Here is a 12357-nt window from a genome sequence, read left to right on the forward strand (position 1 = left end):
CCTCGTCGTGACGGTGATGAACCCTCAGGAGGGCGGCGGCTCCGCGGTGTACGAGGAGGCCCGCTCGCTGCTCGACTGGGGGTTCAAGGCGGGCAGCCGGGTCGATCCGGTGGGTTCGCTCGACGCGTCGAGGGCTGCCGCGCGACCGGCGGCGCCGACTCCGCCCGCCGTCGCGGCCGCGGTGCCCGAGGAGGCCGACTCCGGCTGGACGGCAGCGGGGCTGATCGCGGGTGCCGCCGGGCTGGGTGCGGCGGTCGTGGTGCTGGTGCTGCGGCTGCCGGTCCGCCGGTCCGGGGGCTGATCGACCGGCAGCCACAGCAGCAGGCCCAGGGTGATCCAGGCGTAGGTGTTGCTGCCCAGGAACCCGTCGACGCCGGACGCGTCGTCGAACCACAGCCACACCACGCTGGTGCACAGCACCGCGTACAGGGCGCCCGCGATCCGGGGGTGCCCGGTGCGGATCAGCACGGCGAAGGACGGCAGCAGCCACACGAGATGGTGCACCCAGGTGATCGGGCTGACGAGACAGGCGGCGAGGCCGGTCAGGGCGAACGCCGCCGTCCAGTCTCCCGCGGCGACCGCCCGGCGGGCCCGCAGCGCCCACACGCCGAGGACCAGCACGACCGCCGCCGCCCACACCGCCCGGTCCGGTTCGCCCAGGCGGGCCAGGATGCCCTGCACGGACTGGTTCGAGACGTAACCGAGGCGGCCCACCCGGTTGGTGTCCCACAGCGCCTCGCTCCAGTAGAAACGTGAGGCGTCGGGATCCGCCGATGCCGCGAGGGCCGTGGCGCCGAGGGCGACGACCGTGGCGACCGCCGCCGCGCGCCACCGCCGGGCCACCAGCAGCAGACCGATGAACAACGCCGGCGTGAGCTTGATCGCGGCCGCCAGCCCGATGCCGATGCCCGCCCAGCGTGTGCGTCCGGTGGCGAGCAGCGCCGCGTCGGTGAGCACGAGAGCCAGCAGCAGCAGGTTCACCTGGCCGAAACTGAAGGTGTCGCGGAGCGGTTCGAACAGCGCGAGAACACAGGCGGTCAGCGCCCAGCCGTACCAGCCGTGGCGCCGCCAGTCCGGCCCCGCGAGCAGCCGCAGGACCAGAGCCAGGGCCGCCAGGTTGAGCAGCAGGGCGGTGGCGATCGCGGTGTGGAGGTCCAGCAGGGCCATCGGCAGCATGACAACGGCGGCGAACGGCGGGTAGGTGAAGCCGTACGTCGTGCCGGGGACCCGGTAGTCGTAGATCCGGCCGCCGTGGTGGACCCAACTGTCGATGCTTCCGTAGTAGACGCGCAGGTCGAACCAGTCGCGCAGCAGGGGCACGGTCGCGGTGAAGACCGTCACCAGCGTGGCGAGGGCGAGTACGAGCAGCAGTCGTCCGCGGTCGGTGCGCGGCGGAGCCGGGGTCATGCCGTGCGTCCCAGTGCCGGGGCCAGCTCGGCCTGGTGTGCCTGCCACAGCACGACGACCGCGAGTGCGCCGCCGGAGACGGCCAGCAGGAGTTGCCCGGTGTCGGCCGGGCCGCCGCTGGGCAGGACGCACAGCGCGAGCACGCCGGTCACGGCCGCCATGCGGTGGCGTACGGAAGTGCTGGGCGCGGCGGCGGCGATGAGGAACAGGCCCCACAGGGCGTACCAGGGGCGGATCGCCGGGCCGAGCGCGGCCACCGCCGCCAGGCTCAGGCCCAGCGCGTACACCGGTCGCGGGCGCAGCCGGAACCAGATCAGGACGATCGCGACCCCGGCCGCCACGACGCCCAGCGCGTGCCAGGCGGGGATCGCCAGGGGCGCGAGATCGCTGCCGAGGTGTTCCAGCAGGGCCCGGGTGGCGCGGCCGAGCAGGGTGGTCAGGGCCCAGTTCTGGGGCGAGACGGGGGTGTTCAGGGCGCCGATCCAGCCGTATCCGGTGCCGGCCGCGGCCGTGGCCGCGACAGTCGTCCCCGCGGCCGCGACGGCGGTCGTCACGAGAGCCTTCGCCGTCCCTCGGCCCGCGCGGATCTGGAGGACGACGACGGCGGCCAGCCCGAGCACGGCGGGTGCCTTGACCAGCGCGGCGAGCGTGACGAGGACGGCGCCGAGCAACGGCCACCGGCCGAGCGCCGCGACCAGGCCGGCGCCGAGCAGGCCCAGCATGACGGCGTCGTTGTGGGCGCCCGCGACCAGGTGCAGCAGGACGAGCGGGTTGAGGGCGCCCAGCCACAGCGCGGCGGACGGGTCGGCGCCGCTGTGGCGGGCCAGGCGGGGCAGTGCGGCCGCCATCAGGGCCACGCCGGCGAGCGCGACCAGCCGCATCCCGACCAGCCCGGCGGGCACGTCACCGCGCGTCAGCGCCGACAGGCCCGCCGCGACGGCGAGGAACACCGGGCCGTAGGGGGCGCCGGTGTGCCGCCAGAGCGGGGCGACCTCGCCGGCGAGCGGGCCGCCGAGGTGGGACGGCCCGTGCGCGTACACGTCCATGTGCGCGTCGACCATCGCCCCCTGGGCTAGGTAGCTGTACACGTCCCGGCTGAACAGCGGCGGGGCGAGCAGCAGCGGGGCGGCCCAGACGGCGAGGACGAGCAGCAGGGCGCGGGGAGCGGGCGGTCTGGGTCCTCGGACCAGGCGGCCCAGCAGCGCCCAGGCCGCGATGAGCAGGACGAGTCCGAAGTACACCCCCACCAGGCCGAGGGCGGCGCGTGCGGAGGCCGGGTGGAGGAGGTCCCTTACGGGCAGGGCTCCGGCCGTCTCACCGCCTGCCGCGAGGAAGGCGGTACCGGCCAGACCGAGTATCTGGCAGCGGCGGAGATCGACGGGGAAAGCCATGGCCAACACTCGGGCAGCGTGTCAACGCGGGGTGGCTTCACGGCGACGTGGAGCCCTCTGGAGGGAAGCGGGAGGGTGACCGGCCGGTGATCAGGTGAGGGCCGGGAGGTTCTGTCAGAACACCGACAGTCCGGTCAGCGTCGTGAATCTGTCCAGGGCCGCCACGCCCGCCACCGAGTTGCCCCGTTCGTCCAGACCCGGGCTCCACACGCACAGCGTGCAGCGGCCCGGGACGACCGCGATGATGCCGCCGCCGACGCCGCTCTTGCCGGGCAGGCCCACGCGGTAGGCGAAATCGCCCGCCGCGTCGTACGTCCCGCAGGTCAGCATGATCGCGTTGATCTGCTTGGCCTGGCTGCGGGTGAGCAGCCGGGTGCCGTCGGCACGTATGCCGTGCCGGGCGAGGAAGGTGGTGGCGAGGGCGAGGTCGGCGCAGGACGCCGCGATCGAACACTGCCGGAAGTACTGGTCGAGCAGGACCGGCACGGGGTTGTCGATGTTGCCGTAGGACGCCATGAAGTGCCCGAGCGCGGCGTTGCGGTCGCCGTGGGCGGACTCGGACACGGCGACCTCCTTGTCGAAGGTCAGGTCCGTGTTGCCGCTCTCCGCCCGCAGGAACGCCAGCAGTTCACCCGACGCGTCGCCGGTACGGGTGTGCAGCCGGTCGGTGACGACGAGGGCGCCCGCGTTGATGAACGGGTTGCGCGGGATGCCGTTCTCGTACTCCAGCTGGACCAGGGAGTTGAAGGGGTTGCCGGAGGGCTCGCGGCCCACGTGCTCCCACAGGGCGTCGCCCTCACGGGCCAGGACGAGGGCGAGGGTGAAGACCTTGGTGATGGACTGCGCGGAGAAGGGCCGCCGCCAGTCCCCCACCCCGTACACCGTGCCGTCCGGCTCGGCGACGGCCATGCCGAAGCTGCGCGGGTCGCGGGCGGCGAGCGCCGGGATGTAGTCGGCGGGCCGGCCACGGCCGGGAGTCCGATCGATCTCCTCGGCGATGCGCTCCAGGACCGGCTGGAAGGTCGTCGACGGCGTCATGATCTCGATTGTCCCTCCGTGCCGGTCCCGGTGCGCTCGCGTACGTCAGGCCGCCGGAGCCGGGTCGCTGCCTGCCAGGACCTCCGGGCGCAGCAGCCCGGCGAGCGTCTCGGCGGGCAGCAGGCCCTTCTCCAGGACGAGTTCCGCCACGCCCCTGCCGGTGGCGAGGGCTTCCTTGGCGATGTCGGTGGCGGCCGTGTAGCCGATGTGCGGGTTGAGGGCGGTGACGAGGCCGATGGAGTTCTCGACACTCGTTCGCAGCGCCTCGGTGTTGGCGGTGATGCCGTCCACGCAGCGTTCCGCGAGGGTGAGGCAGGCCGCGCGAAGGTGCGTGATGGACTCCGACAGGGAGTGCAGGATGATCGGCTCGAAGGCGTTGAGCTGGAGCTGCCCGGCCTCGGCTGCCATGGTGATGGTGACGTCGTTGCCGATCACCTCGAAGGCGACCTGGTTGACGACCTCGGGGATCACCGGGTTGACCTTGCCGGGCATGATGGACGAACCGGCCTGCACCGGCGGCAGGTTGATCTCGCCGAGCCCGGCGCGCGGGCCGGAGGACAGCAGCCGCAGGTCGTTGCAGCTCTTGGAGAGCTTGACCGCGATGCGCTTGAGCACGCCGGACATCTGGACGAAGGCGCCGCAGTCCTGGGTCGCCTCGACCAGGTTGGCCGCCGTCACCAGGGGCAGGCCGGTGATGGCCGCGAGGTGGCGGCGGGCCGACTCGGCGTATCCGGCGGGGGCGTTGAGGCCGGTGCCGATCGCCGTGGCTCCGAGGTTGATCTCATGGATCAGTTCGACGGCCTCGGCAAGACGGGACCGGTCCTCGTCGATCATGACGGCGTACGCGGAGAATTCCTGACCGAGCGTCATCGGCACCGCGTCCTGCAACTGTGTACGGCCCATCTTGAGAACGTCGCGGAACTCGACGGCCTTGCGGGCGAAGGCGTCCTGCAGGACGGCCATCGCGTCGAGCAACCCGCGTACCGCGAACACCGTCGCGATCTTGACGGCGGTCGGGTAGACATCGTTGGTGGACTGGCCGAGGTTGACGTCCTCGTTCGGGTGCAGGTACCGGTACTCGCCCTTGGCGTGACCCAGCAGTTCCAGCGCCCGGTTCGCCACGACCTCGTTGGCGTTCATGTTGGTGGACGTGCCCGCGCCGCCCTGGACGACGTCGACGACGAACTGGTCGTGCAGCTTGCCGGCGCGGATCTCCCGGCAGGCGGCGACGATGGCGGCGGCCTTCTTCGTCTCCAGCAGGCCGAGTTCCTCGTTGGCGAGGGCGGCGGCCTCCTTGACGGCGGCCAGGGCGTCGATCAGGTGCGGGTAGGCGGAGATGGGCGTGCCCGTGATGGGGAAGTTCTCCGTGGCCCGCAGGGTGTGCACACCCCAGTAGGCCTCGGCGGGAACGTCACGGTCGCCGAGCAGGTCGTGTTCGGAGCGGGTGGCGGCGGTCATGAGGGTGAGGGGTCCCTTTGCTGAGGAGTGAGGGGTGGATACGCGCCCTGAAGGGGCGCGGGGAACTGCGCGATCAACCACGGACGGCCGACAGTCGCCGCCGGACAGATCCGGCACACGGTCAGGCGCGAGCCGATCCGACAACGGGCTCCAGCGCACGAACCGGCCGCACACGCCCCACCTCCCGGCCGCCCCCGAGCAGCGGCTCACCCGCGAACTCGGTGAGCAGCTCCGGATCGACACCCGCCCGGGCCAACGCGGCGGCAGCCACCGGCACACGCGCCCGATTCGCACCATCGGCGACCTTCACCGCAACGGCCCGGCCATCGGCCAGCGCAGCGACCTGCACGCCCTCGAAGCCGTCCTTGGTGAGCAGCCCGGGCACGGCCCGCATCAGCGCGGCCACGTCCCGGCCGGAGCCGGAGGCCATCTCGGCGTGCTCGCGCATCGCGTCGGCGACGCGGGCCTCGGGCGTGCCCGGCGCGGCGGTGACGATCCGGGCGGTGGCCCGGGCGAGGCCGTGCAGGGAGATGGAGAACAGGGGCGCGCCGCAGCCGTCGACGGTGACCCGGGCGATGCGCTGCCCGGTGAGGTCTTCGACGATCTCGGCGATGGCCTGCTGGAGCGGGTGGCCCGGGTCGAGGTAGTCCTCCAGCGGCCAGCCGTTGAGCGTGCAGGTGTAGAGCATGGCCGCGTGCTTGCCGGAGCAGTTCTGGGCGAGCCGGGAGGGCAGCCGGCCCTCGCGCACCCAGCCGTCCCGGACGACCGGGTCGAACGGCAGGTCCGGGACGTTGCGCAGGTGGTCCTCGGTGAGCCCGGCGAGTTCGAGGATGCGCCGGGCACCGGCGAGGTGGCGTTCCTCGCCGGAGTGGCTGGCCGCGGTCAGCGACAGCAGCTCGCCGTCGAGCGGGAGCCCGGCCCGTGCCATGGCCACGGCCTGGACGGGCTTGAGCGCGGAGCGGGGGTAGAAGGCGGCCTCGATGTCTCCGATCTGGAGCTGGACCTCTCCGTCGGCGCCGAGGACGACGACGGAGCCGTAGTGGATGCCTTCGACGATTCCGCCGCGTATGAGGTGGGCGACGGGGGCGTGGACGGGTTCACGGACCAGGGGTGCGTCCGCGAGGGAACTGCTGTACATCACTGCCTGCTTCTCGTGGAGCGGCGCGTGTTTCACGCGTCGGCTCCGGTCGTGGACTTGCGCGCGACACGGCCGCGGACGGCGAACCATCCGGCGACCAGTGCCCCGACGATCAGCGGCAGGCACAGCACGGTGGTGCGTCCCGCGCCGCCGTCGGCGTACATGAGGACCAGGACGGAGGCGAGGAACGCCAGCGTCACTGTCTCGGTCCAGGGGGAACCCGGCAGCCGGTAGCCCGGGCGGGTCAGCTCGCCCTTCTGGGTCTTCTGCCAGAAGAGGAGGTGACAGACCATGATCATGCCCCAGGTGGCGAGGATGCCGATCGCGGCGAAGTTCAGCACGATCTCGAACGCCTCGGCGGGCACGACGAAGTTGAGGCCGACGCCCAGGACGCAGATGCCGCTGGTGAGCAGGATGCCGCCGTAGGGGACCTGGCTGCGGCTCATCACGGAGGTGAACCGGGGCGCGGATCCGGCCATGGCCATGGAGCGCAGGATGCGGCCGGTGGAGTACAGGCCGGAGTTGAGGGAGGACATCGCGGCGGTGAGGACGACGAGGTTCATCACGCCGCCGGCCGCGGGGACGCCGATGTTGGACAGCACCGTGACGAACGGGCTCTCCCCCGCCGTGTACCTGTTCCACGGCAGCAGCATCGACAACAGGACGACCGAGCCGACGTAGAACAGGCCCACGCGCCACATGATCGAGTTGATCGCCTTCGGCATGATCTTCTCGGGGTTCTCGGTCTCACCGGCCGCGACGCCGACGAGTTCGACGGAGGCGTAGGCGAAGACGACGCCCTGGATGATCAGCAGCATGGGCAGCAGGCCGTGCGGGAAGACACCGCCGTTGTCGCTGATCAGGGACGGGCCCGGGTGGTGGCCGTCGACGGGGTGCTGGGTGACCAGCAGGAAGATGCCTATGCACATGAAGACGACGAGCGCGCCGACCTTGATGATCGCGAACCAGAACTCCAGCTCGCCGAAGATCTTCACCGAGATCAGGTTCACGGTGAGCACGACCGCCAGCGCGATGAGCGCGATCACCCACTGCGGGATGTCGGAGAACATGCCCCAGTAGTGGGTGTAGGTGGCCACGGCGGTGATGTCGGCGATGCCGGTGGTCGCCCAGTTGAGGAAGTACATCCAGCCCGCGGTGTAGGCGCCCTTCTCCCCCATGAACTCGCGGGCGTACGACACGAAGGCGCCGGAGGAGGGCCGGTACAGCACGAGTTCGCCGAGGGCGCGCACGACGAGGAAGGCGAAGAGGCCGCAGACCGCGTAGGCGATGAAGAGGGAGGGGCCGGCGTCGGCGAGGCGGCCGCCGGCGCCGAGGAAGAGGCCGGTGCCGATGGCGCCGCCGATGGCGATCATGTTGACGTGCCGGGACTTCAGGGACTTGCTGTAGCCCGCGTCTCCGGCATCGACATGGCCGGAACGTTTCTGCACACCTTCGTGCAGGGACTGCTCGCTCACGCCTCGGGTCCGCCTTCCGTGGGGGTGTCCGTGCGCGCGGGGCGCACGATGTCGGTGAGGGTCGTCTCGACGCGGTCGAGGTGGTGGGCCATGGCCTCCACGGCGTCGTTCTCGCAGCCGTCGATCAGCGCCTCGACGATCGCCCGGTGCTCGCGGTTGGACTGCTCGCGGCGGCCGCCCAGCTCGTTGAGGAAGGCGGACTGGCGGGCCAGCGCGTCCCGGATCTCCTCGATGACCCGGCGGAAGACCGGGTTCTGGGCGGCCTCGGCCACGGCGAGGTGGAACAGCGTGTCCATCGCGACCCAGGCCGTGGTGTCCGTCTCCCGTTCCATGCGGTCCAGGAGGTGGGCCAGGTGGTCGAGGTTCTCCGGGGTGCGGCGCCGGGCCGCGTACCCCGCGACCGGGATCTCGACGTGGCGGCGCACCTCCAGCAGGTCGCTGGCCGAGTAGTCGCCGAAGGTCGGGTCCTCGACGGTACTGGCGACGACGAAGGTGCCCTTGCCGGTCCGGGACACGGTCAGGCCCATGGTCTGCAGCGCCCGCAGCGCCTCGCGCAGCACGGGCCTGGAGACTTCCAGGGTGCGGCACAGCTCCGCCTCGGAGGGGAGCTTGTCGCCGATCGCGTAGTCGCCGCGCTCGATGGCGTCGCGCAGATGCGCCAGCACCGCTTCCATGGCGCTGACGCGACGTACGGGCTGTCCGGCTGTCCGGCTGTCTGACAGGTTCACGGGGTGATCCTCCGGGGCAGGTGAGGCACCTGTCAAGGGCCCGAAAGGAAAGGTTCAGGGGCCGGAAGCTCGCGTTCACGCTCCTGGCCCCCTGTCCCCGCAACCGGTCAGCTGTGCAGCACACCCGCTCCGAGCAGGCCGAACAGCAGCCCACCCACGACGATCCGGTAGATCACGAAGGCGTTGAAGGAGTGCTTGGCGACGAACTTCAGCAGCCAGGCGATGGAGCCGTAGGCGACCACGAAGGACACGATCGTGCCGACGGCGAGCGGGGCCGCGCCCACGCCGGTACCCAGGGCGTCCTTGAGTTCGTAGAGGCCTGCGCCGGTCAGGGCGGGGATGCCCAGGAAGAAGGAGAGCCGGGTGGCGGCGACGCGGTCCAGGTCGAGGATCAGCGCCGTGGACATGGTGGCCCCGGAGCGGGAGAAGCCGGGGAAGAGCAGGGCGAGGATCTGGGAGCTGCCGACGAGCATGGCGTCCTTGAACGAGGTGTCGTCCTCGCCGCGCTTGTGCCGGCCCATCTGGTCCGCCGCCCACATCACCCCGCTGCCGACGACCAGCGAGCCGGCCACCACCCACAGCGAGGCGAGCGGACCCTCGATGAGCGGCTTGGCGGCGAGTCCGACGGCGACGATCGGTACGGTCGCGCAGATGACCCACCAGGCGAACTTGTAGTCGTGCTGGTAGCGCTCCTCACGGTCGAACAGGCCTCGCCCCCAGGCGGAGACGATCCGCACGATGTCCTTGAAGAAGTACACGAGCACCGCGGCGATCGCGCCGACCTGGATGACGGCCGAGAACCCGATCACGGCATTGTCATCGACAGGGATGCCCATGAGCCCTTCGACGATCTTCAGATGGCCGGTGGAGGAGACGGGCAGGAACTCGGTCACCCCCTCGACGGCTCCGAGGACGACGGCCTGACCGACGCTGATGACGCTCATGGGATCCAGTTCTGTGCAGGGAGAGACGGGAGCGGAGGAGGCCAGTCCTACTACACCCGGGCGAGAGCCGGTCTCACCTTCCGGCGAGCGCGACCCCCGCGAACGCCGCCGCAAGTCCGGCCGCCAGGCTCGCCGTCACATTGAGGACGGCGTAGCCGCGGGCCCCCGTCTCCACCAGCCGCAACGTCTCATAGGAGAACGTGGAATACGTCGTCAGGGCCCCGCACAGGCCGGTGCCGAGCAGAAGCTGGAGGTGGGAGCTCGCGGCACCGGCGGCCGCGGCGCCGGTGAGCAGGCCCAGGATCAGGCAGCCGGCGAGGTTCACCGCGAAGGTGCCCCAGGGGAAGACGGAGTCGTGCCGGGACTGCACCGCGCGGTCGGTGAGGTAGCGCAGCGGCGCGCCGACCATCGCGCCCCCGACGACAAGCAGCCAGTTCACAACGACCTCTTACCCTTCGCGTCCGTTTCGCCCGGTGTGTCCTTCCGGCCGGTGGTGGGGGTGCCCCCGGTCGAGCGAAGCCGGGACTGGGGGAGGATGACCTCGCAGTCGTCGAGGGTCACCAGGCCCTCGGTGACGAGTTCGTCGAGCTGGGGCAGGAAGGCCCGGACCCGTGCCTCGGTGTCGACGATCACGACGGCGACCGGCAGGTCCTCGCTCAGGGACAGCAGCCGCGAGGTGTGGATCAACGAGGAGGCGCCGAAGCCCTCGACGCCCCGGAAGACGCTGGCGCCCGCGAGGCCCGCCGCGTGGGCCCGGTGGACGATCTCCGAGTAGAGGGGCCTGTGGTGCCAGGTGTCGTTCTCGCCGACGAAGACGGTCAGGCGCAGGGCCCTGCCGGTCAACCGTGTCATGGCTGCCTCCGCTTCAGCACACGGCGGGTCGACCAGGCCGCGAGCCACACCGCCGTGAGCGCCGCGAGCGGGGTCGCGGCGAGGTAGGTCAGGCCGGTGCGGACGTGGCCGCCGTCGGCCAGCTTCTGGATGTCGACGGCGTAGGTCGAGAAGGTCGTGAAACCCCCGAGGACACCGGTGCCGAAGAAGGGGCGGACCAGCCGGTGGGCTGGCCGGAACTCGGTGATGACCACCATGAACACGCCGATCACGGCACAGCCGGCGACGTTGACCCAGAAGGTCGTCCAGGGGAAGCCGCCCGCCTGCGCGGGCCACCACAGGGACGCCGCGTAGCGGGCGGCGGCCCCCGCTCCCCCGCCGAGCGCCACCGCCGCGACGACCGGTCCCTGGGCGCGCCAGGCGGTCGGGTGTGAGGCGGAGGGCTGGATACGGAGGCTTTCCGCCTCGGGGGCCGTCATGGTCGTACGTCTCCTACTCGCCGGGGCCCGGGATCGTGCGGGCGCGTGCCGTCGCAAGTAGGGACCGTTGGCGGCGTCCGTGCCGCGGTTCGGGTACGGCGGGCCCCACCGCCGCGCCGCGAGAGGTGTCGCGGCCGGGGTTCAGGTTAACCCCGGTGGCGAACCGGCGTCACTTCGGGGCGGGCGGCTCGCAGACCGCCACGCCCGGCTCCCAGAGGCTGCCCAGCACGAGGTGTCCGCCCGCTTCGCACACGCTGGTGACCATCCGGTAGCCGGAGTGACGGCGGGCGAGGTGGTGGACGACGCGGCCCTCGTCGTCGAAGGCCAGGACGGCGATGGTGCCGGTGGGGCGGAAGGGGGCGCGTACGGCCACGCGGGCGGCGGCGCGGCGGACCGCGGGTGCGCTGCGGTGGAACAGGTCGAGAGCGGGGACGCGGGGTCCGGCCAGCGCGACCCAGACCGGTCCGTCCGGGGCCCCGCGCCAGAGGTTGTCGGGCATGCCCGGGAGGTTCTCGGCGAAGGGCTCGCTCCGGCCGGCCCCGGGCCCGGTGAGCCGGTAGCGGGTGAGCCGGCGGGCGCCGGTCTCGGCGACGACGAGGAACGACTCGTCGGCTGCGGCGGCGAGCCCGTTGGCGAACTGGAGGCCGTCCAGCACCACCTCGGGGGTGTCCGCGCCAGGGGCGAGGCACAGCAGCCGTCCCGTCCCGGTGTGTTCGACGATGTCGCCGATCCAGTGGTCCAGGGGGTGGCGGCGGCTGGAGACGGTGAAGTACACGCTGCCGTCGGAGAGGGACACGACGTTGCTGGCGAACCGCAGCCGCTCCCCCGCCACCGAGTCGGCGAGGACGCGGACCGTGCCGTCGCCGGTGTCGACGCGCAGCAGTCCGCGTTCGGCGTCGCACACCAGCAGGTCGCCGTCCGGGAGGAGTTCGAGCCCGAGCGGCCTGCCGCCGGTCTCGGCGATCACCTCGGTACGGGCCGTCACCGGGTCTCCCAGGCCGTCCAGGCGCAGGATGCGGCCGTCCGCCAGGCCGGTCAGCACGCGGCCGCGCGGGTCGGCGACCACGTCCTCGGGGCCGGGGCCCACCGCGAGGTAGTGGCGTGGGACGAGTGCCGTGGGACGGTCCATCGCGCGCGTGTCCTTCGCCGTCGGGGGAGATTCCGCTGTACCGGGTCGGAGATTCCGCTGTACCGGGTCGTACCGGGTGGCCTACCAGCCCTTTTCAAACATCCGAGCGACCTCGGCGATCCGCATCTCGTCGCGGTGGTAGTGCACGCGGCCCGCGGACCGGCTGGTGCGCAGCATGCCGGTGGCCTGGAGCAGCCGGAGGTGGGTGACGGCGACCGGGCGTGGCATCGAGAACCTCTCGGCGACGGCGTCCGCGGTGACACCGTCCGCGGCGGGGCCGGGTTCCTTCAGCCAGGCCAGGATGCGCAGGCGCGTCTCGTCCGTGGGAGTCCTCAGCAT

At 71.9% G+C, this 12357-nt stretch carries 13 protein-coding genes; all 13 read right to left on the minus strand.

Translation table 11 applies throughout. The annotated features are described in order from the left end of the window. Positions 1-24: 24 nt before the first annotated feature. Complete coding sequence (locus PV963_RS43505) at positions 25-1407, minus strand: glycosyltransferase 87 family protein (RefSeq protein ID WP_342456356.1); 1383 nt, start codon at positions 1405-1407, stop codon at positions 25-27. After that, positions 1404-2798, minus strand: coding sequence for a polyprenol phosphomannose-dependent alpha 1,6 mannosyltransferase MptB (gene mptB, locus PV963_RS02455; protein ID WP_274813930.1), 1395 nt, complete (start codon positions 2796-2798; stop codon positions 1404-1406). Before mptB ends, PV963_RS43505 begins: the two co-directional genes overlap by 4 nt. A gap of 114 nt (positions 2799-2912) precedes the next feature. After that, entirely contained in the window at positions 2913-3836 is a 924-nt protein-coding gene (locus PV963_RS02460; RefSeq protein ID WP_274813931.1) for a glutaminase, read from the minus strand. 45 nt (positions 3837-3881) lie between these two features. Continuing rightward, a complete protein-coding gene (gene aspA / locus PV963_RS02465; RefSeq protein ID WP_274813932.1) occupies positions 3882-5294 on the minus strand; it encodes an aspartate ammonia-lyase in 1413 nt (470 codons plus the stop codon). Between the two features lie 121 nt (positions 5295-5415). Next, positions 5416-6432: an asparaginase gene (locus PV963_RS02470; protein WP_274813933.1), complete on the minus strand. Its 1017-nt coding sequence runs from the start codon at positions 6430-6432 to the stop codon at positions 5416-5418. 32 nt (positions 6433-6464) lie between these two features. Beyond that, the gene (locus PV963_RS02475; protein ID WP_274813934.1) at positions 6465-7907 is read right to left on the minus strand and encodes an amino acid permease; all 1443 of its coding nucleotides are present in this window, start codon (positions 7905-7907) and stop codon (positions 6465-6467) included. Further along, on the minus strand, positions 7904-8581 hold the full coding sequence (locus tag PV963_RS02480; RefSeq protein WP_274821914.1) for a FadR/GntR family transcriptional regulator: 678 nt from the start codon (positions 8579-8581) through the stop codon (positions 7904-7906). Before PV963_RS02480 ends, PV963_RS02475 begins: the two co-directional genes overlap by 4 nt. A gap of 161 nt (positions 8582-8742) precedes the next feature. Continuing rightward, complete coding sequence (locus PV963_RS02485; RefSeq protein ID WP_274813935.1) at positions 8743-9579, minus strand: undecaprenyl-diphosphate phosphatase; 837 nt, start codon at positions 9577-9579, stop codon at positions 8743-8745. A gap of 73 nt (positions 9580-9652) precedes the next feature. Beyond that, positions 9653-10018 carry a fluoride efflux transporter CrcB gene (gene crcB / locus PV963_RS02490; RefSeq protein ID WP_274813936.1) on the minus strand — a complete coding sequence of 122 codons (366 nt, stop codon included), beginning with the start codon at positions 10016-10018 and terminating at the stop codon, positions 9653-9655. Further along, positions 10015-10431 (minus strand): DUF190 domain-containing protein, encoded by a 417-nt coding sequence (locus PV963_RS02495; protein ID WP_274813937.1) that lies wholly within the window; start codon positions 10429-10431, stop codon positions 10015-10017. Before PV963_RS02495 ends, crcB (PV963_RS02490) begins: the two co-directional genes overlap by 4 nt. Then, complete coding sequence (gene crcB / locus PV963_RS02500) at positions 10428-10889, minus strand: fluoride efflux transporter CrcB (RefSeq protein WP_274813938.1); 462 nt, start codon at positions 10887-10889, stop codon at positions 10428-10430. Before crcB (PV963_RS02500) ends, PV963_RS02495 begins: the two co-directional genes overlap by 4 nt. A 169-nt stretch (positions 10890-11058) precedes the next feature. Beyond that, positions 11059-12018, minus strand: a complete 960-nt coding sequence (locus PV963_RS02505; protein WP_274813939.1) for an SMP-30/gluconolactonase/LRE family protein — start codon at positions 12016-12018, stop codon at positions 11059-11061. An 81-nt stretch (positions 12019-12099) separates the two neighbouring features. Further along, positions 12100-12357 (minus strand): ArsR/SmtB family transcription factor, encoded by a 258-nt coding sequence (locus PV963_RS02510; protein WP_274813940.1) that lies wholly within the window; start codon positions 12355-12357, stop codon positions 12100-12102.

This window comes from Streptomyces coeruleorubidus (genome assembly GCF_028885415.1).
Taxonomy (GTDB): domain Bacteria; phylum Actinomycetota; class Actinomycetes; order Streptomycetales; family Streptomycetaceae; genus Streptomyces; species Streptomyces coeruleorubidus_A.